Raw genomic sequence first — 23,646 nt, 5'->3', positions numbered from 1 at the left:
CTTCCCCGGCTGCCGGCAGGCCAGATGCCGCGCAGGCGCTGCCCTGATCGTTGCCCTGACTGCTGTCCCGACCATGCAAGACAAATACCTTCCTTCCGCCGTTGAACAAGCCGCCCAGCAGCACTGGCAAGCCATCGACGCCTACCGCGTGTCGGAGCATGCAGCGGGCCCCGACGGCAAGGAAAAGGCCAAGTTCTACGCCTGCTCGATGCTGCCATACCCGTCGGGCAAGCTGCACATGGGCCACGTGCGCAACTACACCATCAACGATGTGATGGCGCGCTACCTGCGCATGAACGGCAACAACGTGCTGATGCCGATGGGCTGGGACGCCTTCGGCATGCCGGCGGAAAACGCCGCGCTGAACAACGGCGTGGCGCCGGCCGCCTGGACCTACGACAACATCGCTTACATGAAGAAGCAGATGCAGTCGATGGGCCTGGCCATCGACTGGTCGCGCGAGGTCGCCACCTGCAGCCCGGACTACTACCGCTGGAATCAGTGGCTGTTCCTGAAGATGCTGGAAAAGGGCATCGCCTACCGCAAGACCGGAACCGTCAACTGGGACCCGGTCGACCAGACTGTGCTGGCCAACGAGCAGGTCATCGACGGCCGCGGCTGGCGCTCGGGCGCGGTGGTGGAAAAGCGCGAGATCCCGATGTACTACCTGCGCATCACCGAGTATGCGGAGGAGCTGCTGGGCGACCTCGACGGCCTGGGCTGGCCCGAGCGCGTCAAGGTAATGCAGCAGAACTGGATCGGCAAGAGCGTGGGCGTGCGCTTCGCCTTCACGCATGACATCCCGGGCGAGGACGGCAAGCCGATCAACGACGGCAAGCTCTACGTCTTCACCACGCGCGCCGACACCATCATGGGCGTGACCTTCTGCGCGGTCGCCGCCGAGCACCCGCTGGCCACGCACGCCGCGCTGAACAACCCCGAACTGGCTGCCTTCATCGACGAATGCAAGCACGGCTCGGTCATGGAAGCCGACATGGCGACCATGGAGAAGAAGGGCATGCCGACCGGGCTGCAGGTCACGCACCCGCTGACCGGCGACAAGGTCGATGTGTGGGTCGGCAACTACGTGCTGATGAGCTACGGCGACGGCGCCGTGATGGGCGTGCCCGCGCACGATGAGCGCGACTTCGCCTTCGCCAACAAGTACAGCCTGCCGATCAAGCAGGTGATCGACGTGAAGGGCCAGCCGTACTCGACCGAAGCCTGGCAGGAATGGTACGGCGACAAGGAAAACGGCACCTGCGTCCACAGCGGCAAGTATGACGGCCTCGGCTACCAGGCCGCGGTGGAAGCCATCGCCGCCGACCTGGGCGCGATGGGCCTTGGCGAGAAGAAGACCACCTGGCGCCTGCGCGACTGGGGCATCTCGCGCCAGCGCTACTGGGGCACGCCGATCCCGCTGATCCACTGCGACAGCTGCGGCGTGGTGCCGGTGCCTGAACAGGACCTGCCGGTGGTGCTGCCCGAAGACCTGGTGCCGGACGGCACCGGCAACCCGCTGGCCAAGGACCCGCGCTTCCTGCAGTGCACCTGTCCGTCGTGCGGCAAGCCCGCGCGCCGCGAGACCGACACGATGGATACCTTCATCGATTCGTGCTGGTACTACATGCGCTATACCTGCCCGGACGCGGCCACCATGGTCGATGCCCGCAACGACTACTGGATGCCGATGGACCAGTACATCGGCGGCATCGAGCACGCGATCCTGCACCTGCTGTACGCGCGCTTCTGGACCAAGGTCATGCGCGACCTGGGCCTGGTCAAGTTCGACGAGCCGTTCACCAACCTGCTGACGCAGGGCATGGTGCTGAACGAGACCTTCTACCGCGAAGACGCCTCGGGCAAGAAGCACTGGTACAACCCGGCCGACGTCGACGTGCAGACCGACGAGCGCGGCCGCCCGGTTGGCGCTGCGCTGAAGGCCGACGGCCAGCCGGTGGTGATCGGCGGCATCGAGAAGATGTCGAAGTCCAAGAACAACGGCATCGACCCGCAGGCGCTGATCGACCAGTACGGCGCCGACACCGCGCGCCTGTTCGTGATGTTCGCCGCGCCGCCCGAGCAGCAGCTGGAGTGGAGCGGCTCGGGCGTGGAGGGCGCCTCGCGCTTCCTGCGCCGTGTGTGGAACTACGGCTACGCCAACGCCGCCGCGTTGCGCGATGGCGCCGGCAGTGCGATCACGGCCGATGACGCCGAGCTGCGCCGCGAGATCCACGGCGTGCTCAGGCAAGCCAACTACGACTACCAGCGCATCCAGTACAACACCGTGGTCTCGGCCACGATGAAGATGCTGAACGCGCTGGAAGACGCCAAGACCGCTTCGCCGGCCGCGCGCCGCGAGTGCTTCGGCATCCTGCTGCGCGTGCTGTACCCGGTGGTGCCGCACATCACCCACGGCCTCTGGGAACAGCTGGGCTTCGCCGCCGAAGCCGGCGACCTGCTCGACGCCCCGTGGCCGCAGGTCGACGAAGCCGCGCTGGTGCGCAGCGAGATCGAACTGGTGCTGCAGATCAACGGCAAGGTGCGCGGCAGCATTACCGTGCCGGCCAGCGCCGACCGCGCCGCGATCGAGGCGGCCGCCGCCGGCTGCGAGACCGTGGCCAAGTTTGCCGAAGGCAAGGCGCCGAAGAAGATCGTGGTGGTGCCGGGCCGGCTGGTGAACGTGGTGCTGTAACGGGTCAGCGGCCCGGAACCTGACTGAGGAATCGCCAAGAATGAAGCGACTGAACATGGGCCGCCGCAAGGCGCTCGCGGCGATGCTGGCGGTGCCGGCAACGGGCCTGCTGGCCGGCTGCGGCTTCCACATGCGCGGCAATTCGGACTTCGCGTTCAAGCGGCTCTATATCGGGATCCCGCCCAACTCGCTGATGGGCGCGGACCTGCGCCGCGCCATCCGCGGCGGCTCCGACACCCAGGTGGTGGCCGACCAGAAAGAGGCCGACGCGCTGCTGGACGTGCTACAGGACACCCGCACCAAGTCCATCCTGTCGATCACGACCGAGGGCGTGGTGCGCGAATACCGCCTGACGCAGCGCTTCACCTTCCGCCTGCGCGATGCCGCCGGCAAGGAACTGATCGCGCCGTCGCAGCTGGTGCTGACGCGCGACCTGACCTACAACGAAGCCAACACGCTGGCCAAGGACTACGAAGAGCAGCAGCTGTACCGCGACATGCAGCGCGACATCGTGCAGCAGCTGATGCGCCGGCTGGCCGCGGTCAAGGCCATCTGAGCAGGGCAGAGTGACGGCATGCAACTCAAGCTCGACGGGCTCGACGCGCACCTGAAGCAGGCCAGGGCCCGCGGCCTGGCGCCGCTGTATGTGGTGCACGGTGACGAGCACCTGCTGGTGCTGGAGGCCGTGGATCGCCTGCGCGCCACGGCGCGCGAAGCGGGGTTTTCCGAGCGCGAGGTGCTGGTGGCCGAGCGCGGCTTCCACTGGGGCCAGCTGGTCGAGGCGCAGCAGTCGATGTCGCTGTTCGGCGACCGCAAGATCGTCGAGCTGCGCATCCCTTCGGGCAAGCCCGGCAAGGACGGCGGCGAGGCGCTGCGCGCGGTGGCGGCGCAGCCGTCGCCGGACGTGGTGATGCTGGTGACGCTGCCGCGGCTGGATTTCGCCACTTCCAAGTCGGCGTGGTTCCAGGCGCTGGAAGGCGCCGGCGTGTCGATCAAGGTCGACACGGTGGACCGCACCCGGCTGCCGGCCTGGGTCGGCGAACGGCTGGCACTGCAGCAGCAGCGCGTCGAGGGCGGCGAGCCTGGGCGGCGCGCGCTGCAGTTTGTCGCCGACAAGGTCGAGGGCAACCTGCTGGCGGCGCACCAGGAAATCCAGAAGCTGGGCCTGCTGTACCCGCCGGGGGAACTGAGCTTCGACCAGGTCCACGACGCGGTGCTGAACGTGGCCCGCTACGACGTTTTCAAGCTGTCCGAGGCGATGCTGTCGGGCGACGTGCCGCGCCTGGTGCGCATGCTCGAAGGGCTGCGCGGCGAGGGCGAGGCGACGGTGCTGGTGCTGTGGGCGCTGACTGAGGAAATTCGCGTATTATCCAAGGTCCGGCAAGGCCTTGCGGCCGGCAAGCCGGCGGGCGTGCTGATGCGCGAACTGCGCGTCTGGGGACCGCGCGAGCGGCTGGTGCCACAGGCCGCGCAGCGGCTCCAGCTGCCCCGGCTGGAAGCGGCGCTGGCACTGGCGGCGCGGCTGGACCGGCAGGTCAAGGGCCTGTACGACCTGCCGCCACCGGGCGGCGCGCCGCTGCCGGCCGAGCCATGGGACGGTTTGCAGCAGCTGGCGCTGATGATTGCGCGCTAGGGTTTGCTTCCCTGAGGGTTTGCTCCCCTCTCCCGCTTGCGGGAGAGGGGCCGGGGGAGAGGGCAGGCAGGCGGGAAATCTTGCGATATCGCCCGTTGATGCACCGGCCCGCTCCCCCAACCCCTCTCCCGCGCGCGGGAGAGGGGAGGAACACACACTGACGGCCTTCCCCCGGCCACTGACATGAACGAGCTCGACCTCAACCAATACATGGACCGCGTCGGCCGCCAGGCCCGCGCGGCGTCGCGCGCGATGGCGCGTGCCTCCACGGCGGACAAGAACCAGGCGCTGCTGACCATTGCCGCCGCCATCCGCCGCGATGCCGACAAGCTCAAGGCCGTCAATGCGCGCGATGTGGAACGTGCCCGCGCCAACGGCCAGGATGCCGCCTTCGTCGACCGCCTGACGCTGTCGGACAAGGCCATTGCCACCATGGCCGCCGGCCTGGAGCAGATCGCCGCGCTGGCCGACCCGATCGGCGAGATCTCAAACATGAAGTTCCGCCCGACCGGCATCCAGGTCGGCCAGATGCGCGTGCCGCTGGGCGTGATCGGCATCATCTACGAGTCGCGCCCCAACGTGACCATCGATGCCGCGGCGCTGTGCCTGAAGTCGGGCAACGCCACCATCCTGCGAGGCGGATCCGAAGCGATTGAATCCAACACCGCGCTGGCCGCGCTGGTGGCAGAGGGCCTGGCCGCCGCCGGCCTGCCGCCGGAAGCCGTGCAGGTGATCGAGACCACCGACCGCGCCGCGGTCGGCCGCCTGATCACCATGACCGAATTCGTCGACGTGATCGTGCCGCGCGGCGGCAAGAGCCTGATCGCGCGCCTGATGGAAGAAGCGCGCGTGCCGATGATCAAGCACCTGGACGGTATCTGCCACGTCTACATCGACGCCGCCGCCGACCTGGACAAGGCCGTGCGCGTCTGCGACAACGCCAAGACCCAGCGCTACGCGCCATGCAACACCATGGAAACGCTGCTGGTGTCGCGGGACATTGCCGCCACCGCGTTGCCGCCGCTGTGCCGCATCTACCAGGAGAAGGGCGTCGAACTGCGCGTCTGCCCGGCCACCCGCGCCACGCTGGAAGCCGCCGGCTTCAGCGGCCTGGTCGATGCCGCCGAGGAAGACTGGCGCCTGGAATACCTGGCCCCGATCCTCGCCATCAAGACCGTCGCCGGCCTGGATGACGCCGTCGCGCATATCAACGAATACGGATCGCACCACACCGATTCGATCATCACCGAGGACTACTCGGCGGGCATGCGTTTTATCCGCGAGGTCGATTCGGCCAGCGTCATGATCAACGCCTCGACCCGCTTCGCCGACGGTTTCGAATACGGCCTGGGCGCGGAGATCGGCATCTCCAACGACAAGCTGCACGCACGCGGCCCGGTCGGGCTGGAAGGGCTGACCTCGCTCAAGTACGTGGTCTTCGGGCACGGCGAGATCCGGACCTGAAGCTGGACCTGAGGCCGGACCTCAAGCCGGCCCGCCAACAACAATAACAACCGCAAGCCAACGTCTGTCCGCCGATGCTCTGGGTCAAAGCGCTGCATATCGTCTTCGTCGTTTCGTGGTTCGCCGGCCTGTTCTACCTGCCGCGCATCTTCGTCAACCTGGCGATGGAGACCGACGCCGCCAGCACCCAGCGCCTGCTGCTGATGGCGCGCAAGCTGTTCCGCTTCATGACCATGCTGGCGGTGCCGGCGGTGGTGTTCGGGCTGTGGCTGTACCTGGGCTACGGCATCGGCCGCGGCACCGGGCAGGGCTGGATGCATGCCAAGCTGGCGCTGGTGCTGGTGCTGATCGGCTACCACCACGGCTGCGGCGTACTGCTGCGCAAGTTCGAAGGCGGGCGCAATACGCGCTCGCACAAGTTTTATCGCTGGTTCAACGAGCTGCCGGTGCTGGTGCTGCTGGCTGTGGTGATCCTGGTGGTCGTCAAGCCGTTCTGAGCAGGGCGACCGCTCCACAAATTGCGAGATCGAGATGAGCAAGCTGGTTGACTACTACCTGACGCCGCAATCGCCGTTCGTCTACATGGGCCATGCGCGCTTTGCCGCCATGGCCGAACGCCACGGCGTGCAGGTGAACCTGAAGCCCTGCGACATGGGCAAGGTATTCTCCGTCTCCGGCGGACTGCCGCTGGCGCAGCGCCCGCCGCAGCGCCAGGCTTACCGGCTGGTCGAGCTCAAGCGCTGGAGCGCATTCCTGGACCTGCCGCTGAACCTGGAGCCAACCTTCTTCCCGGTCTCCGGCGACGCGGCCAGCAAGCTGATCATCGCGGCGCAACTGGCGCACGGCACCGCGCGCGCGATGCAGCTGACCGGCGCGATCGGCGCAGCGGTGTGGGCGCAGCAGCGCAATATCGCCGATGCCGCCACGCTGGCGCAGATCGCCGACGAGGCCGGCCTGGATGGCGCTGGCCTGCTCAAGGCCAGCGAGGCCCAGTCGGTCCAGGCGGCCTACGCGCAGAACACGCAGGATGCGATCTCGGCCGGCGTGTTCGGTGCGCCGTGGTATGTGTTCGACGGCCAGCCGTTCTGGGGCCAGGACCGGCTCGACTTCCTCGAGCGCGCGCTCGCCGCCGCTTGAACTAAGCTATCGGATATCTCCCGTCCGCTACGGCGGACGTTTTTGTTTGCAGGAAACCTGACCCATGACCCAAGCCTTTTTTGCCCCTTGCCCGCGCGGCCTGGAGGGCGCCCTCGCCGAAGAACTGCGCGAGATCGCCGCCCGGCCGGGCATGGCCGCGCTGGCGCCGTTCACGGTGCACCAGGAGGTGCCGGGCGGGGTCAATTTCTCCGGCGAGATGGCCGCAGCCTATGCGGTCAACCTGCATTCGCGCATTGCCAGCCGCGTGCTGCTGCGCGTGGCCGCGCGCGGCTACCGGCACGAGGACGACATCTACAACCTGGCGCGCGGCGTGCGCTGGGAGCAGTGGTTCTCGCCGGACGAATCGCTGCGCGTCGATATCACCGCGCACAAGTCGCCGCTGCGCAGCCTGAATTTCATCGCGCTGCGGGTCAAGGACGGCGTCTGCGACGCCATGCGCGAACGCCTCGGCGCGCGCCCGAGTGTCGATACCGTCAGCCCGGATGTGCGCGTCTATGCCCACCTGACCGAGCGCGACTGCACGCTGTACCTGGACACCACCGGCGAGCCCCTGTTCAAGCGCGGCTGGCGCACCGAGAAGGGCGAGGCGCCGCTGAAGGAAAACCTGGCCGCCGGCATCCTGCGCCTGGCGGGCTGGGTCCCTGGGCAGACCTTCCGGCCGTTCTACGACCCGATGTGCGGCAGCGGCACGTTCCTGATCGAAGCCGCCCAGGTGGCGCTGGGCATTGCCCCGGGCGGCAGCCGCAGCTTTGCCTTCGAATGGCTCAAGGGCGTCGACCGCAAGGCGTGGCAGAAGCTCAAGGACGACGCCCAGCGCGCGCGCATGCTGGCCTCGGCGGATGAGCTGCAGGTGGTGGGATCGGACATCTCAACCGACATGCTGGCCATCACGCAGGCCAACTGGCAGCGCGCCGGCCTGCCGGGCGAGGCGCGCACCAAGCAGGTCGATGCGCGCTTCGTGCAGCCGCCCTACGACGAGCCGGGCCTGCTGCTGATGAACCCGCCATACGGCGAGCGCATCGCGGTCCGCGGGCAGCGCCGCATGGCGGAGGAGGAGATGCCGCGCGACGAGGTGGAGGAGGCGGCCGCCAACCAGTTCGCCAACGCCTTTGCCACGACGCTCAAGCAGAACTTCGCGGGCTGGCAGGCGTGGGTCTTTACCGGCGACCTGGGCTTTCCGCGCCGGCTGCGGCTTAAAGAATCGCGCCGCACGCCGCTCTACAACGGCAATATCGAATGCCGGCTGTTCCGCTTTGACATGGTGCGCGGCACCAACCGGGTGCCGCAGGCGGACTGAGCGCCTCTCTGTCCTGGCAGTGCCCGGCCGGTGTCAGAGGCGCTTGCGCCCCGTCAAGGCCTCGGAATGGCGCGAAAAATCGGCCAGGAAGCCCTGCAGGCTGACCACCGGCTCCTGCAGCAGGTGGCGCGGCAGGTCGAACAGGGCGTAGAAGAACTCTTCGTTGCCCTCGCAGCGCTCGGCCGGCAGGCAGTATTGCTCCCAGTCGATGCAGGCGGGCGTGTACATGCCGTTGCCCGGCCAGAAAAACGGTATCAGGCGGCCCTCGCGCAGGCCTTCGATCAGCGCGGCGGGCGCATCGTAGGCTTCGGCCGATTCCACCTGGCTCATAAGGCCGGCGCGGGTCTCGATCACCATCAGCGTGGCGTGGCCTTGCGCAGTCAACAGCAGGATGCCGGCCGGGTTGGGGTACAGGTAGTACTCGACAAAGCCGTAGCGCGCCGTGAGCTGGCGCACCCGCTCGGTCATGGCCGGGTCGGACAGGAACGAGAACGAATGCCGCGTCAGCAGCTCGCGCAGCGTGCGCGACAGCGTGGCGAAGTATGCCTGCTGCATGGCCTCGATTTCCTGGTCCAGCCGCTCCACCATATTGCTGTCGTGCTTCTTGACGTAGCGGTCGATCAGCCCGTGGTTGAAGCCCTGCACGGCGATGCTTTCGTCAGCCGTGCCGGTCAGCAGGATGGTCTTGCACGGCAGGTCCTGCAGCGCCTGGCAGAACTCCAGTCCGTCCATTTGCGGCATCGAGTAGTCCACCACGATCACGCCCGGCTGCAGGAAGCGGTTGACATCGTGGATTTGGCGGTAAATCCGGTCGATGTCGAGCTGGACGGTGCGGCGCTCGGTCAGGAAGGTCAGGTCGTCATGCGTGACCCGCACCGGCAGGAAGCCGGGGAAGCGGGTGGCATAGGCCTCGCGGATCCATTGCAGTGCTTCACGCGGATCGGTAAAGGTGATGACCGCGCGCGAGGCATCCATCTGGAAGGCCAGGCTGTCGATGAACGATTTGCTGTCGTCGACCAGGACGGTCAGGACCGGGTGATGGAAGACCGACAGGTTCCGGTCATGCGGGTTGAAGGTCATGATGCGTTGGCGTCGGGGCCGGCGGGCAGGGGTTCGGCGCATTCGGCAAGCCGGCGTGCGCATTCGCAGGCCAGTATAGCGCGCCGTGGCTGCCTTGCAAGGCACGGCGCCGCAGGCGGCCGGGACGGCCCGGCCGCCTGCGGGCACGGCGGTCTTAGTCGACCGCCTTGAACATGTCCTCGACCACCTTCTTGGCGTCGCCGAACACCATCATGGTCTTGTCCATGTAGAACAGCTCGTTGTCCAGGCCGGCGTAGCCGGCCGCCATCGAGCGCTTGTTGACGATGATGGTCTTGGCCTTGTACGCCTCCAGGATCGGCATCCCGGCGATCGGCGACTTGGGATCGGTCTTGGCCGCCGGGTTGACCACGTCGTTGGCGCCCAGCACCAGCACCACGTCGGCCTGGCCGAACTCGCTGTTGATGTCTTCCATCTCGAAGACCTGGTCGTACGGCACCTCGGCCTCGGCCAGCAGCACGTTCATGTGGCCGGGCATGCGGCCCGCCACCGGGTGGATCGCGTACTTCACGGTCACGCCCTTTTCGGCCAGCTTTTCGGTCAGTTCCTTCAGCGCGTGCTGCGCGCGCGCCACCGCCAGGCCATAGCCGGGGACGATGATCACGGTCTCGGCGTTGCCCATCAGGAAGGCGGCATCGTCGGCCGAGCCGGACTTCACGTTGCGCTGCGCCTGCGCGCCGGCGGACGCGCCAGCCGACGCATCGCCGCCGAAGCCGCCCAGGATCACGTTGAAGAACGAGCGGTTCATCGCGCGGCACATGATGTACGAGAGGATGGCACCGCTTGAGCCCACCAGCGAGCCGGCGATGATCAGCATCGGGTTGTTCAGCGAGAAGCCGATGCCCGCCGCCGCCCAGCCCGAGTACGAGTTCAACATCGACACCACCACCGGCATGTCGGCGCCGCCGATCGGGATGATGATCAGCACGCCCAGCACGAACGCGATCGCCAGCATGATCAGGAACGGCAGCCAGTCCTGCGACATGAAGAAGATCACGCCGAAGCCGACCATCGCCACCGCCAGCAGCAGGTTCAGCCAGTGCTGGCCGGCGAACACCACCGGCGCGCCCTGGAACAGGCGGAACTTGTAGCGCCCGGCCAGCTTGCCGAAGGCGATCACCGAACCGGAGAAGGTGATGGCGCCGACGAAGCAGCCGATGAAGAGCTCGATGCGGTTGCCCAGCGGGATCAGGTGCGAGCCTGCCGGCGTGATGCCAAACGCGGCCGGCTCGGCCACCGCGGCCACCGCGATGAACACCGCCGCGAGACCGATCAGCGAGTGCATCGCCGCGACCAGCTCGGGCATCTTGGTCATCTGCACCTTGCGCGCCACGTAGGCGCCGATGCCGCCGCCGACCACCAGCGCGCCGAAGATCAGCGCCAGGCCGGAGCCCACCGACGACTGCGCCGTGCCGGCCGCCAGGAACTCATTCTTGAGCTTGATGATCAGGACCAGCGTGGTGACCACCGCGATCGCCATGCCGATCATGCCGAAGGCATTGCCCTTGCGGGCCGAGGCCGGGTGCGACAGCCCCTTGAGCGCCTGGATAAAGCAGACCGAGGCCACCAGGTAGAGCAGGGTGACGAGGTTCATGCTGACGAGGCCGGCTGCCATTACGCGCCCTCCCTGGCCAGTGCCTGCTTGGGTTCGGCCGCCTTGGCCTTCGGCTCCTTCTTCTTGAACATTTCCAGCATGCGCTGGGTGACCAGGAAGCCGCCGAACACGTTGACCGCGGCCAGTGCCACCGCCAGCGTGCCCATGATGCGGCCCGTGGCGCCTTCGGTCAGGCCCGCGGCGAGCATCGCGCCGACGATGATGATGGCCGAGATTGCGTTGGTTACCGCCATCAGCGGCGTATGCAGGGCTGGCGTGACCGTCCAGACCACGTGGTAGCCCACGTAGATTGCCAGCACGAAGATGATCAGGTTGATCACCGTGTGGTTCACCATCTCCATCGACTTCTCCTCCTTTGCTTTGAAACCGGGATGCTGCGTGTCGCTATGTTGTTCTTTGCAGTATTACGGTCAGGGCACGTCAAGGGCCAGTGGCTCTGGAAGACCGTTGCGTGCCCCCTCTCCCGCTTGCGGGAGAGGGGCGCAGACTCAAACCTTCTTGATTTCCTCGCGCGCGGCGCCCGCGGGCATTACGCAGCCTCGCGCACGACTTGGCCGTCCCGGCACATCAGGCAGGCGGCGACGATGTCGTCTTCGAGGTTGAGCGTGAACTGGCCATCCTTGTCGACGACAAGCTTGAGGAAATCCAGCACGTTGCGCGCATAGAGCGCCGAGGCGTCGGCCGCCACCATGCTGGCCAGGTTGGTATGGCCGATGAGGGTGACGCCATGGCGCTCGACCACTTCGTCGGCCACCGTCAGCGGGCAGTTGCCGCCCTGCGCGGCGGCCAGGTCGACCACCACCGAGCCCGGCTTCATCTGCTGCACGGTCGCTTCCTGCAGCAGCACCGGCGCCTTGCGGCCCGGGATCAGCGCGGTGGTGATGACGATGTCGGCCTGGATCGCGCGCTGGTGCACCAGCTCGGCCTGGCGCTTCATCCAGTCCGGCGGCATCGGCCGCGCATAGCCGCCCACGCCCTGCGCGATCTCGCGCTCTTCGTCGGTCAGGAACGGCACGTCGAGGAACTTGCCGCCGAGCGATTCGATCTGCTCCTTGACCGCGGGGCGCACGTCGGACGCTTCGATCACCGCGCCCAGGCGCTTGGCGGTGGCAATCGCCTGCAGGCCGGCGACGCCGGCGCCCAGGATCAGCACGCGTGCGGCCTTGACGGTGCCGGCGGCGGTCATCAGCATCGGCATGAAGCGCTGGTAGTGGTGCGCGGCCACCAGCACGGCCTTGTAGCCGGCGATGTTGGCCTGCGACGACAGCACGTCCATGCTCTGCGCGCGCGTGGTGCGCGGCGCGGCCTCGAGTGCGAACGCGATCACGTTGGCTGCCGCCATGCGCGCGTTGTTCTCGGCATCGAAGGGATTGAGCATGCCCACCAGTACGGCCCCCGGCTTCATCTGTGCCAGTTCCGCGTCGTCGGGCGCGCGCACCTTGAGCACCAGCTGTGCCCCCAGCGCTTCGGCAGCGGTGCCGATGGTGGCGCCGACCGCTTCATACGCGCCGTCGGGCTGGCTGGCGCGAACGCCGGCGCCGGCCTGCACGACCACCTTGTGGCCCTGGGCGACGTATTTCTTGACCGTCTCGGGGGTGGCGGCGACGCGAGTTTCGCCTGCCCGCGTCTCCTGCGGGATGCCGATGTACATCGTCGATTTCTCCTTTAGCTGGCGTCGTAATCTGGTTGGTCGGACCGACGTCTGGCCCGTTGCTCGCCGTGCCGGTTTGGCCGCAGCGCACAATTTTTTCGCAGCTTACAGCAATCTGACGCGCTATGGTGTGACCGCGCGGTCGGTTATTGCTGCACTGCGGTGCCGGATTTCCGGACAGTTCCGAACAGTTACGCAGCGCTGGGCGGCCGGCAAGCCCATGGCGCTGCACGATGGCCCGGCAACCGGTAGAATGCGAGATTGCCTAAAAATTGAGCATCATGCCACGTGATTGGAATGCCAGCGTGACCGTTGCCGCCGTGATCGAGCGTGGTGGACGTTTCCTGCTGGTCGAAGAGGAAACTGCGGACGGGCTGCGCCTGAACCAGCCGGCCGGCCACCTGGATCCGGGCGAGAGCCTGATCCGCGCCGTCATCCGCGAAACCCTGGAAGAAACCGCGCACACCTTCGAGCCGCGCGCGTTGCTCGGCTGCTACATGGGCCGCTCGCTGTCGTCGCGCACCGGTACGGATGTCACATACGTGCGCTTTGCCTTTACCGGCGACCTGGGCTCGCTCGACGCCGGCCGACAGCTCGACACCGGTATCGTCCGCACCGTGTGGATGAGCGCCGACGAGATCCGCGCCTGCCCGGAACGCCACCGCTCGCCGCTGGTGATGGCCTGCATCGACGACTACCTGGCCGGCAAGCGCTTCGCGCTGGACGCGCTGTACACGCACCCTTCGGCGTTGTCCATGGGAGCACAGCTGTGAGCGCGAACGGCAACGGAAGCGCGAACGGGAAGCGCGTGGTCGTGGGCATGTCGGGCGGGGTCGATTCGTCAGTGACCGCGTGGCTGCTCAAGCAGCAGGGCTACGAGGTCATCGGCCTGTTCATGAAGAACTGGGAAGACGATGACGACAGCGAGTACTGCTCCACGCGCCAGGACTGGCTGGACGTGGTGTCGGTGGCCGACCTGATCGGCGTCGACGTCGAGGCGGTCAACTTTGCCGCCGAGTACAAGGACCGCGTCTTTGCCGATTTCCTGCGCGAGTACTCGGCCGGCCGCACGCCCAACCCCGATGTGCTGTGCAATGCCGAGATCAAGTTCAAGGCCTTCCTCGACCATGCGATGACGCTCGGCGCCGAGACCATCGCCACCGGCCACTACGCGCGCGTGCGCCAGAACGCGGCAGGGCGCTTCGAGCTGCTCAAGGCACTCGACCACACCAAGGACCAGAGCTATTTCCTGCACCGGCTGAACCAGGCGCAGCTGTCGCGCACGCTGTTCCCGCTGGGCGAGATCCCCAAGACCCGCGTGCGCGAGATCGCCGCCGAGATCGGCCTGCCGAACGCGAAAAAGAAGGACTCGACGGGCATCTGCTTTATCGGCGAGCGGCCGTTCCGCGATTTCCTGAACCGCTACCTGCCGACCAAACCGGGCCCGATGAAGACGCCCGAGGGCAAGGTCGTGGGCGAGCATATCGGGCTGGCGTTCTATACGCTGGGCCAGCGCAAGGGCATTGGCCTGGGCGGCAGCCGCGACGGCAACGGCGATGCCTGGTACGTGGCACGCAAGGATATGGCGAATAACACGCTGTACGTGGTGCAGGGCCACGACCACCCGTGGCTGCTGACGCCGGTGCTGACCGCGTCGGACTTGTCGTGGGTGGCGGGCGAGGCACCGGCGGCGGGCGCGGCGATGGCGGCCAAGACCCGCTATCGCCAGAGCGATGCCGCCTGCACCGTGCAGGCGGCGGACGGCGACACGCTGCAGCTGGGGTTTGCCGAGGCGCAATGGGCCGTCACGCCGGGGCAGTCGGCAGTGCTGTATGACGGCGAGGTGTGCCTGGGCGGCGGCATCATCCAGTAGGCGCTGCCGTCGGCCGAATAAAAAACACCCACTGCGTGCGGGTGTTTTTTATTGAGGCAGGCGGGTTTCAGCCGCGCGGCGGCGCGGTATCGATGAACGACTGCCGCTTCGACAGCTTTTCTTCCAGCGCCGCCAGATTGGGATGGCGCTCGCGCCAGGCGATGTCGGGGAAGCGGAAATCCAGGTAGGACAGCGCGCAGCCTACCGCGACGTCGGCCAGCGAATAGTGCGTGCCGGTGCAGAACGGGCGGTCGGCCAGGCCCTGGGCCATGGCGGCCAGCGCCGTGTCGATCTTGCCGAGCTGGCGCTTGACCCAGCGCTCGCTGCGCTCGTGCGGCTCGCGCTGCGTCACTTCCAGGCGAGCCAGCAGGGCCGCGTCGAGCAGGCCGTCGGCCAGCGCTTCCCAGCAGCGCACTTCCAGCCGCTCGCGCCCGCCCTGCGGGATCATCCGGCTGACCGGCGTCAGCGTGTCGACATACTCGACGATCACGCGCGAATCGTAGATGGCACTGCCGTCTTCCATCACCAGGCAAGGCACCTTACCCAGCGGGTTGTACTGGACGATCTTCGATTCCGGCGACCAGACGTCCTCTTCAACCAGCTGGTAGTCGATCTTCTTTTCCGCCATCACCACGCGCACCTTGCGCGCGTAGGGACTGGTATGGGACGCATACAGCTTCATGTTCTCCCCTTGAGCTTGTTATGAAGTGCATCGCCTGCCGCGTGGCAACGGCGCCGGGGTGCGCTGCTGCCCGATGCACTTCATAACAGGCTACTGGAACGGCGTGCGCGAGTATACCTGCGGTACCGGACGAATGCGGGGTCGCGCACCGATGCCCCGCGGGCGCACTGGACCGCTGCCCCGGAGCCGGGGCAGGGGTGGTAAAATCCCGCGTTGCGCAGCGCCGGGTGCCGGTGCGGCGCATCGGGCGCTTCGCCCTTGTTGCCGGCGCTTCAGGCGCCTCCGCCCATCCGACGCTGATTTCGCGCCAGCCCCCGCGGCGCGCACCGTACGTCCCCTATTTCCTTCCTTTCCCCGGTTTCCAGCATGACCACCTCTTCGCTTTCGCCGCTCACCGCTCTTTCCCCGATCGATGGCCGCTACGCCGCCAAGGCCGACGCGCTGCGCGAATGGCTGTCCGAGGCGGCCTTCATGCGCAACCGCGTCAAGGTCGAGGTGCACTGGCTGATCGCGCTGGCCCAGACCGGCCTGCCCGACATGCCGAAGTTCTCCGCCGCCTCCGAAGCCGCGCTGCTGGCGCTGGTGGACAAGTTCTCCGAAGCCGATGCCGCCCGCATCAAGGAAATCGAAGCCGTCACCAACCATGACGTGAAGGCCGTCGAGTACTGGCTCAAGGAGCAGGTCAAGGGCAATGCCGAACTGGAAGCGGCCAGCGAGTTCATCCACTTCGCCTGCACCTCGGAAGACATCAACAACACCTCGCACGGCATGATGCTCAAGGGCGCCCGCGACGGTGTCATCGTGCCGGCGCTCAAGCGCGTGCACGCCCGCCTGGTGGAGCTGGCCAGGCTCAATGCCACCCAGCCGATGCTGTCGCGCACCCACGGCCAGCCGGCCAGCCCGACCACGCTGGGCAAGGAAATGGCCAACGTGGCCGCGCGCCTGGCGCGCGCGATCCAGCGCATCGAGCAGGTCGAGCTGCTGGGCAAGATGAACGGCGCGGTGGGCAACTACAACGCGCACCTGTCGGCGTATCCGGCGTTCGACTGGGAAGCGTTCTCGAAGCAGGTGATCGAGACCCGCCTGGGCCTCGCCTTCAACCCGTACACCATCCAGATCGAGCCGCACGACTACATGGCCGAGCTGTTCGACGCGGTCGCCCGCGCCAACACCATCCTGCTCGACCTGAACCGCGACATCTGGGGCTATATCTCGCTGGGCTACTTCAAGCAGAAGACGAAGGCCGGCGAAATCGGCTCGTCGACCATGCCGCACAAGGTCAACCCGATCGATTTCGAGAACTCGGAAGGCAACGTCGGCCTGGCCAACGCGGTGCTGCGCCACCTGTCGGAAAAGCTGCCGGTGTCGCGCTGGCAGCGCGACCTGACCGATTCGACCGTACTGCGCAACATCGGCGTGGCCTTCGGCTACAGCCTGCTGGCCTACGAGGCCTGCCTGCGCGGCCTGGGCAAGCTGGAAACCAACCCCGAGCGCCTGGACGAAGACCTCGACAATTGCTGGGAAGTGCTGGCCGAGCCGGTGCAGACCGTGATGCGCCGCTTCGGCGTGCCCAACCCGTACGAGCAGCTCAAGGAGCTGACCCGCGGCAAGGGCATCTCGCGCGAGGCGCTGCAGACCTTCATCAACGGCCTGGCCATCCCGGACGATGCCAAGAAGCTGCTGCTCGACATGACGCCCGGCAGCTACATCGGCAAGGCGGTTTCGCTGGCCGAGCGCATCTAAAGGCACATTTGCCGGCCGCTGGGTCGGCATAGCCGAAAAAGCCATCCGCAGGATGGCTTTTTTGTTTTTGTGGCAACGGGTTGCGCCAACTGGCCGGCCGCCTGCGGCGTTGTGGCGTATGCGGCAGAATGACACTTCAAAGCATTTGAATAACTTAATGAAGGACTGTCCTGCATGGGCGCACTTCCCGCCGCAATAATGCGAGAATCTTCAGCGGCCCGGCGGATCCAATTGCTGGGTGCGTCCCCAAATTTGTGAAATGCCCATGACCACGGGCGAGAGGAAACAGATGCGTTCTACCGCCAATGCCCCGGCCGGCTACGGTGCCACCGCCATCGCGCTGCACTGGATCGTCGCCCTGGCGATCTTCGGCGCGTTCGGGCTCGGCCTGTACATGACCGGCATCCCGGGGCTGACGCCGACCAAGCTGAAGCTGTATTCGTGGCACAAGTGGCTGGGCGTGACGATCTTTGCCGTGGCGCTGCTGCGCGTGCTGTGGCGCGCCACGCACGCGGCGCCGCCGGTCGCGCCGGGCACGCCCGTGTGGCAGGCCAGGGCCGCAGCCGGCGCGCATCACCTGCTGTACCTGCTGATCGTGATCGTTCCCATCAGCGGCTATCTCTACAGCTTGGCGGCTGGCGTGCCGGTGGTCTACCTCGGCCTGTGGAAGATGCCGGTGCTGATCGAGAAGAACGACGAACTGAAGGAAGTGCTCAAGTTTGCGCATGCCTGGCTGAACTATCTGATGGCCGCCGTGGTCGTTGTCCATGCGGCGGCGGCGGTGAAGCACCAGTTCGTCGACCGCGACGGCACGCTGGGCCGGATGCTGCCGTTCTTGCGCTGAACTTCTGCGCTGACATTACCGTTACCGCGGCGCCTTGCGCCAAACCCCGAACCTGACAGGAGTCATTGAAGATGAATCGCCATTCCCGCCGCGGCTCGCTGGCCCTCAACGCCACCGTGGCAGCCGTGCTGGCCGCCGCCGGCATCGCCGCCAACCTGGCCTGGGCCCAGGTCGACGCGGCCAAGAGCTCGGTGACCGCCGTGGCGCGCCAGATCGGCGTGCCGATGGAAGGCAAGTTCAGGAAGTTCGACGCGCAGGTCAGTTTCGATCCCGCCAAGCTGGCCACCTCGTCGGCCAAGGTCGAGATCGACGTCGCCAGCTTCGAGATCGGCGATGCCGAGACCACCAAGGAAGTGAAGGGCAAGGACTGGTTCGACGCGGCCAAGTACCCCAAGGCCGTGTTCCAGTCCACCAGCATCAAGAACGGCACGCCGGGCAAGTACGACGTCGCCGGCAAGCTGACCATCAAGGGCAAGACCGTCGACGTGGTGGTGCCGGCCACCTACCGCCAGGAAGGCGCCAGCCAGGTGTTCGAGGGCGCGCTGCCGATCAAGCGCACCGTCTTCAATATCGGCGACGGCGAGTGGAAGGACACGTCGGTGGTGGCCGACGATGTCCAGATCAAGTTCCGTATCGTGCAGGCCAGGAAGTAAGGCCGGCAATCCGCTGACGTACCAGGACGTTAATAATCAAGAACGTTCCGCTTAACCTGTTTAACCTGATTTTGTCGGGAGATCCCATGAAACTGCGTTCCGTCGTTGCCGCCGTCGCGGCCATTTCCGCAACCGCCGCCTTCGGCGTGGCTTCGGCCAATACCGTGACGTACAACCTCGATCCGACCCATACCTACCCGAGCTTCGAGGCCGACCACCTGGGCGGCCTGTCGACGTGGCGCGGCAAGTTCGACAAGTCCAGCGGCACCGTCACGCTGGATCGTGCCGCCAAGGCCGGTACCGTCGAGGTCAAGATCGATCCGTCCTCGATCGATTTCGGCAATGCCAAGCTGAACCAGCACGCCAAGGGCCCGGACATGTTCAACGTGGAAGCCTTCCCCGAGGCGACCTACAAGGGCAAGTTCAGCAAGTTCAAGGGCGACGTGCCGACCGAAGTCGACGGCGTGCTGACGCTGCGCGGCGTGTCCAAGCCGGTCAAGCTGGAAATCCGCGAGTTCAAGTGCATCCAGCACCCGATGCTCAAGCGCGAAGCCTGCGGCGCCGACGCCGTGGGCGAGTTCAACCGCGCCGATTTCGGCCTGGACTACGGCGTGAAGATGGGCTTCAAGCCCGAAGTCAAGCTCGCCATCCAGGTGGAAGGCGTGCGCGCCGAGTAAGAGCGCGCCCATGGGCTGGCTCCGCAGGGGCCGCTCACATGAAGCGACAAAAGGCCGGCGATCGCCGTAATGCCGTTCAGTTAAGTCTGAACGGCATTTTTCTTTGCAGGGGTTGTAAACAAGGTGTCGAGCTGTTAACTTGCCGTTCCGATGCTATCGGAACAAGTCCACGCCACCCTTGAGCTTAGTGAGCCGGCCAGTTTTGCCCGGCTCAGCGAGCACCTGCCGATGGCTTGGATTGAGCAAGCGCTGGCAGCCTCGGGGACAGCGTCCGTTCGCCGGCGCCGACTGCCAGCAGAGCAGGTGGTCTGGCTGGTCATCGCGCTGGCGCTCTATCGGCACCAATCGATTCCCGATGTGCTGGAGACGCTGGACCTGGCACTGCCCAACGATGCCAACGCCTGTGTCAGCAAGAGCGGGATCGCCCAAGCCCGCGAGCGGCTTGGAGACAAGCCTCTGTTGTGGCTGTTCGAGCAGACCGCACGGGCGTGGGTGGCTCAGGATGCTGCGCACTACAAATGGAAGGGCTTGGCGCTTTACGCCATGGATGGGACCACCTTCCGCACTGCCGATAGCCCTGAGAATCGCCTCCACTTTGGCGCGCAGAGCTACGCCAGCGGCAAGGTCGCCAGCTATCCACAAGTCCGCGGGGTCTCGCTCACGGCTGTTCCCACCCATCTTGTTGCCGATATCGCCTTTGGCTGCTATGGGCGCAACGAGATGCTCTATGCCAAGGAGCTCATTGAGCGGATCCCGGATCATTCGTTAACGATCTTTGACAAGGGCTTTCTGGCCGCAGAGATCCTGTGGGGCTTGCGCATGGGCGGCAGCGAGCGCCACTTCCTGATCCCCGCTAAGAAGAATCTGCAGTGGGAGTTGCTCTCAGGCAACGAGGGCGATGGCATCGTCCAGATGAAGGTCTCGCCTCAGGCTCGCCGCAAGAATCCTGCCTTGCCAGAGACTTGGACAGCTCGCGCGATCCGGGACGAGGACTCAGACCGCGTCCTGTTGACCTCGTTGACAGACCGTCGGCGCTTCAAGGCAGCCGACATCATTGGGTGCTACAAGCGCCGTTGGGAAATCGAAACCAGCTATCGGGAACTGAAGCAGACGATGCTCGGGGCCGAACTGACCTTGCGCAGCCGCCAGCCTGAGGGCGTGCATCAGGAAATCTGGGGGGCACTGATTGCGTACAACCTGGTGCGTCTGGAGATGGCCAAGGCTGCGCTCGAGGCCCGCGCCGAGCCCACCGACTTGAGCTTTGTGCTGGCCTTGCGCCTGATACAGGGCGAGTTGATCTGGGCAGCCGGCATGGCCCCAGGCAAGCTGCCGGCCCACCTGCAGCGCATGCGCGCCAAACTTCAGTTGGCGATCGTCCAAAAGCGACGGGGGCGTAAGTGCCCCCGTGAAGTCAAAGCCCTGCCTAAGCGCTACACCGTCCGGTTCCTCAGAAAGGACCTTAACTGAACGGCATTACGGCGATCGCCGGCCTTTTTTCATGGTTTTGGGTATCCTGTAGCCGATCCCGCCGCAAGAGGGGACGGAAAGGCACTTGGTTGTACGCGCCGCAATTGCCACAGTACAATGGGCCGCGGCAATTCCACACGATCCGGGCTTGTCGGTGCTCTCCCGCACAGGGCGGGACCGCCACCCTCCCAACAGGCTATAGCGCATCCCTATGAGCATTCGCTGCACATCCCGATACCGGTAGCCTTCCCCGCGATTCCCTCGCCCCTCCTGCTGTACCCGGCCGTTCCGCCCAGGCAGTATGGCCCGCAGCGTTTCTCGGATTTCCCTGGCGCAATACCGTGTATTCCAAAACGCAAATCGATCCGGTAGTTAGTTTCCGCAACTCGCAGGGCGAGCAGGTGCGGGGCACGATCATCAATCTCCAGAGAAAGTCTCTGGTGATGGAAATCTACAATCCGTATTCGATCGTGCAGGTCAGCGAGGTGCTGAGCGAGCTCAGTGTCCGCATGGGCGCCAAGAATGCCTACCTGGGCAAGGCCGTGGTGATGAGCCTGGTGAATACCGGCCTGACCGCGGTGGTATCGCTGACGCTGATCGACGAGTGGCGCGAGCTGACCGACCTGAACAACGAGCCCAAGTCGGTGGCACGCGAAGCCGAGCTGTTCGTGCAGGACTGGGATACGCGCTTCAATATCCGGCGCGACTACCAGATCGTGGTCAACGAAATGCGCGCCTTCCTGTCCGAAGTATCGCGCTGGGTCGAGCAGGTCGACCTGACCGAATCGCTGCCGAAGAAGGACGGCAAGCTGCGCGAGGACGTGTTCTACGAGCTGGCCACGCCGATCATGGTCAAGACCAAGACCTACCTTGACTGGCTCGAGGGCGAGGCCGAGCGCGTGGACCCGGAAATCGCGCCGGTGCACCGCACCTATGCCCAGTCGGCGCTGCACCCGCTGCTGCTGCGCGCGCCGTTCGTGTACCGGACCTTCACCAAGCCGCTCGGCTACGCCGGCGACTACGAGATGGTCAACCAGATCCTGAGCGATCCGCAGCAGGGCCCGACCACTTACTTCCAGATCGTCAACACCGCCTTCCTGAAGGCGGCGGTGGCGACCGCGCACCGCAACCGCATCGACCTGCTGGTGGATTTCCTGACGCGCCAGGCCGAGCGCGCGCGCGCCGCCGGCCGCCCGTTCCGCGTGCTCAACGTGGGTTGCGGGCCAGCCTTCGAGATCCAGCGCTTCGTGCGGGAGTATCCCAATCCCGAGCTGCTGTCGTTCCAGCTGGTCGACTTCAGTGAAGAAACGCTGGAATACACGCGCAGTTCGATCGAGCGGGCGGCCTCTGGCGCCGGGCGCAAGGTGTCGGTGGAGATGGTGCACCAGTCGGTGCACGATCTGCTCAAGCGCCGCATCTCGCCTGACGATATCAGTGCCCGGGAGTTCGACGCGGTCTACTGCGCGGGGCTGTTCGATTACCTGTCGGACAAGGTCTGCACGCGGCTGCTGGCGTATTTCGCCTCGCGTTCGCGTGCGGCCGGCCAGGTGCTGGTCACCAACGTGCATGCCAACAATCCAGAGAAATTCGGCATGGAGCACCTGCTGGAGTGGTACCTGATCTACCGCGACGACGCCGGCATGGCGCAGCTGCTGCCGGAGAATTCGCACTCGCACCGCATCTACGTCGACGCCACCGGCGTCAACGTCTTTGCCGAAGCCACCATTGAATGAGGCTGTCCGCGCGGACCACCCCATGAGCACCAACCAACTCTACGCCGGTTACCAGTCCGAACTGGCCGACTTCCGCCTGGCGTTCAGCCGCGGCGGCGCCTATACCGCGATCGTGCTGGTCCTGCTCGGCGTCGGGCTTGACTACGGCCAGTATCCGCAGCAACAGCTGGCGTTCGCAGTGGCGCGCGTGGTGGTGTCGCTGCTGATCGCGGGCGTGGTGGTGATGCTGTACAGCGCGATCGGGCGCCGGTTTGCGCCGTGGCTGACGCTGACCTGGCTGCTGCTGCCGCAGATCATGATCGCGTGGATGATCTCGCAGACCGAAGGCGTGCAGTCGCCTTACTACGTCGGCCTGAACCTGGCGATCTTCGCCTCGGGCATCGCGCTGCCGTTCGGGCTGTGGCAGAACCTGGTCTTCGGTCTGCTTTCCTACCTGCTGTACGTGCTGGCGTGCCTGTTCCACGCAGGGGGCATCGAGCCGATGGGGACGTTTATCGTCAACTCGCTGTTCCTGCTATTCGCGGCCGCCGCCAGCGGCGTCTATACCTTCTTCAACGAGCGCGCGCGTTTCATGCTGTTCCGGCTGAAGGCGGAGGTGGCCGAGACCAACGCCGAGCTGGAAGTCATCAACCGCAAGCTGGTCGACATCAAGGGCCAGATGCTGCAGCAGGAAAAGATGGCCGCGATCGGTACGCTGGCGGCCGGGCTGCTGCACGAGGTCAACAACCCGGTCAACTTCTGCCTGATGGCGATCGAGGTGGCGATGGAAGAGCCGCAGGCCAAGGAGAGCGAGTCGCTGACCGAATGCCTGGTCGATGCCAAGCAGGGCATGCAGCGCATCCAGCATATCGTGTCCGACCTGAAGACCTTCGCCTACCGCAAGCCGGGTGCGGAGGTGGAGGGCACGCCGTTCCTGTTCGAGAAGGCGCTGGATTCCTCGATCCGCCTGACCGCGCACGAGCTGCGCGGCGTCAAGGTGACGCGCGAGCTGCCGGCCGACACGCTGGTGCTGGGCGACGAGGCCGCGGTCATCGGCGTGCTGATCAACCTGTTCTCCAACGCCGCGCTGGCCATGCGCAAGGCCGGCACGGCCGCGCCGGCGATCCATACCACGGTGCGCTGGGCCGACGGCCGGCTCCACGTCACGGTGCGCGACAATGGCCCCGGCATCGCCGAGGAAAACCTGGCGCGCGTGTTCGAGCCCTTCTTCACCACGCGCGACGTGGGGCAGGGCCTGGGGCTGGGGCTGTCGATCAGCTACGCGGTGATCGAGCGCCATGGCGGCCAGCTCTTCGCCGAGAGCGAGCTGGGGCAGTGGGCCGCGTTCAGCTTCGACCTGCCGCGCGCGGAGTAAGCCGTCATG

Annotated in this window: 22 protein-coding genes; 17 read left to right on the top strand and 5 right to left on the bottom strand. The window is 66.1% G+C overall.

The genetic code is table 11. From position 1 onward, the window contains the following. The first annotated feature begins 73 nt into the window (after nt 1–73). The 7 genes from leuS (at nt 74) to E0W60_RS24745 (ending at nt 8,247) form a co-directional block, all read left to right on the top strand. Nucleotides 74–2,695 (top strand): leucine--tRNA ligase, encoded by a 2,622-nt coding sequence (gene leuS, locus E0W60_RS24780; protein WP_135705911.1) that lies wholly within the window; start codon nt 74–76, stop codon nt 2,693–2,695. Between the two features lie 40 nt (nt 2,696–2,735). Next, the gene (gene lptE, locus E0W60_RS24775; protein WP_116318117.1) at nt 2,736–3,251 is read left to right on the top strand and encodes an LPS assembly lipoprotein LptE; all 516 of its coding nucleotides are present in this window, start codon (nt 2,736–2,738) and stop codon (nt 3,249–3,251) included. Nucleotides 3,252–3,269: 18 nt separating this feature from the next. After that, complete coding sequence (gene holA, locus E0W60_RS24770) at nt 3,270–4,328, top strand: DNA polymerase III subunit delta (protein ID WP_133092308.1); 1,059 nt, start codon at nt 3,270–3,272, stop codon at nt 4,326–4,328. Nucleotides 4,329–4,511: 183 nt separating this feature from the next. Further along, complete coding sequence (locus E0W60_RS24760) at nt 4,512–5,792, top strand: glutamate-5-semialdehyde dehydrogenase (protein WP_135705909.1); 1,281 nt, start codon at nt 4,512–4,514, stop codon at nt 5,790–5,792. Between the two features lie 74 nt (nt 5,793–5,866). After that, nucleotides 5,867–6,289: a CopD family protein gene (locus tag E0W60_RS24755; RefSeq protein ID WP_063241672.1), complete on the top strand. Its 423-nt coding sequence runs from the start codon at nt 5,867–5,869 to the stop codon at nt 6,287–6,289. Between the two features lie 34 nt (nt 6,290–6,323). After that, a complete protein-coding gene (locus E0W60_RS24750; RefSeq protein WP_135705908.1) occupies nt 6,324–6,929 on the top strand; it encodes a 2-hydroxychromene-2-carboxylate isomerase in 606 nt (201 codons plus the stop codon). 64 nt (nt 6,930–6,993) lie between these two features. Further along, a complete protein-coding gene (locus E0W60_RS24745) occupies nt 6,994–8,247 on the top strand; it encodes a THUMP domain-containing class I SAM-dependent RNA methyltransferase (protein WP_135705907.1) in 1,254 nt (417 codons plus the stop codon). A gap of 33 nt (nt 8,248–8,280) precedes the next feature. On the opposite strand, the gene E0W60_RS24740 is transcribed toward E0W60_RS24745, so the two are convergent. The 4 genes from E0W60_RS24740 to E0W60_RS24725 form a co-directional block, all read right to left on the bottom strand. After that, entirely contained in the window at nt 8,281–9,327 is a 1,047-nt protein-coding gene (locus E0W60_RS24740; protein WP_135705906.1) for a response regulator, read from the bottom strand. 154 nt (nt 9,328–9,481) lie between these two features. Further along, nucleotides 9,482–10,960: an NAD(P)(+) transhydrogenase (Re/Si-specific) subunit beta gene (locus E0W60_RS24735; protein WP_133092302.1), complete on the bottom strand. Its 1,479-nt coding sequence runs from the start codon at nt 10,958–10,960 to the stop codon at nt 9,482–9,484. Then, nucleotides 10,960–11,301, bottom strand: a complete 342-nt coding sequence (locus E0W60_RS24730) for an NAD(P) transhydrogenase subunit alpha (protein ID WP_133092301.1) — start codon at nt 11,299–11,301, stop codon at nt 10,960–10,962. The genes E0W60_RS24735 and E0W60_RS24730 overlap by 1 nt, the downstream gene beginning before the upstream one ends. 188 nt (nt 11,302–11,489) lie before the next feature. Further along, on the bottom strand, nt 11,490–12,611 hold the full coding sequence (locus tag E0W60_RS24725; protein WP_133092300.1) for a Re/Si-specific NAD(P)(+) transhydrogenase subunit alpha: 1,122 nt from the start codon (nt 12,609–12,611) through the stop codon (nt 11,490–11,492). Between E0W60_RS24725 and E0W60_RS24720 the strand changes: the two genes are divergently transcribed. The 3 genes from E0W60_RS24720 to mnmA are packed head-to-tail and all read left to right on the top strand — an operon-like array spanning nt 12,604 to nt 14,484. Next, nucleotides 12,604–12,903 (top strand): hypothetical protein, encoded by a 300-nt coding sequence (locus E0W60_RS24720; RefSeq protein ID WP_135705905.1) that lies wholly within the window; start codon nt 12,604–12,606, stop codon nt 12,901–12,903. The genes E0W60_RS24725 and E0W60_RS24720 overlap by 8 nt on opposite strands. Continuing rightward, the gene (locus E0W60_RS24715) at nt 12,893–13,384 is read left to right on the top strand and encodes an NUDIX hydrolase (protein WP_133092298.1); all 492 of its coding nucleotides are present in this window, start codon (nt 12,893–12,895) and stop codon (nt 13,382–13,384) included. The genes E0W60_RS24720 and E0W60_RS24715 overlap by 11 nt, the downstream gene beginning before the upstream one ends. Continuing rightward, on the top strand, nt 13,381–14,484 hold the full coding sequence (gene mnmA, locus E0W60_RS24710; RefSeq protein WP_276609598.1) for a tRNA 2-thiouridine(34) synthase MnmA: 1,104 nt from the start codon (nt 13,381–13,383) through the stop codon (nt 14,482–14,484). Before E0W60_RS24715 ends, mnmA begins: the two co-directional genes overlap by 4 nt. 67 nt (nt 14,485–14,551) lie before the next feature. Here the strand turns inward: mnmA and E0W60_RS24705 are convergent, their stop codons facing one another. Beyond that, nucleotides 14,552–15,166: a glutathione S-transferase family protein gene (locus tag E0W60_RS24705; RefSeq protein WP_133092297.1), complete on the bottom strand. Its 615-nt coding sequence runs from the start codon at nt 15,164–15,166 to the stop codon at nt 14,552–14,554. A 366-nt stretch (nt 15,167–15,532) separates the two neighbouring features. Here E0W60_RS24705 and purB point away from each other — a divergent pair, with 366 nt between their 5' ends. From purB to E0W60_RS24670, 7 genes are all read left to right on the top strand, one after another. Continuing rightward, on the top strand, nt 15,533–16,909 hold the full coding sequence (gene purB, locus E0W60_RS24700; RefSeq protein ID WP_133092296.1) for an adenylosuccinate lyase: 1,377 nt from the start codon (nt 15,533–15,535) through the stop codon (nt 16,907–16,909). 289 nt (nt 16,910–17,198) lie between these two features. Further along, on the top strand, nt 17,199–17,753 hold the full coding sequence (locus E0W60_RS24695; protein ID WP_135705904.1) for a cytochrome b: 555 nt from the start codon (nt 17,199–17,201) through the stop codon (nt 17,751–17,753). Between the two features lie 71 nt (nt 17,754–17,824). After that, nucleotides 17,825–18,406 (top strand): YceI family protein, encoded by a 582-nt coding sequence (locus E0W60_RS24690; RefSeq protein ID WP_133092294.1) that lies wholly within the window; start codon nt 17,825–17,827, stop codon nt 18,404–18,406. 86 nt (nt 18,407–18,492) lie between these two features. Then, nucleotides 18,493–19,083: a YceI family protein gene (locus tag E0W60_RS24685; RefSeq protein WP_133092293.1), complete on the top strand. Its 591-nt coding sequence runs from the start codon at nt 18,493–18,495 to the stop codon at nt 19,081–19,083. Between the two features lie 150 nt (nt 19,084–19,233). Beyond that, nucleotides 19,234–20,550, top strand: a complete 1,317-nt coding sequence (locus E0W60_RS24680; protein ID WP_135704128.1) for an IS4 family transposase — start codon at nt 19,234–19,236, stop codon at nt 20,548–20,550. Between the two features lie 341 nt (nt 20,551–20,891). Beyond that, entirely contained in the window at nt 20,892–22,283 is a 1,392-nt protein-coding gene (locus E0W60_RS24675; RefSeq protein WP_133092292.1) for a class I SAM-dependent methyltransferase, read from the top strand. Between the two features lie 22 nt (nt 22,284–22,305). Further along, nucleotides 22,306–23,637, top strand: coding sequence for a sensor histidine kinase (locus E0W60_RS24670; RefSeq protein ID WP_133092291.1), 1,332 nt, complete (start codon nt 22,306–22,308; stop codon nt 23,635–23,637). Nucleotides 23,638–23,646: the final 9 nt, after the last annotated feature.

Origin of the sequence: Cupriavidus oxalaticus (assembly GCF_004768545.1) — a bacterium.
Classification (GTDB): Bacteria; Pseudomonadota; Gammaproteobacteria; order Burkholderiales; family Burkholderiaceae; genus Cupriavidus; species Cupriavidus oxalaticus_A.
The sequence above is the reverse complement of the archived record's forward strand: the minus strand, read 5'-3'. Positions and strand labels throughout refer to the sequence as shown.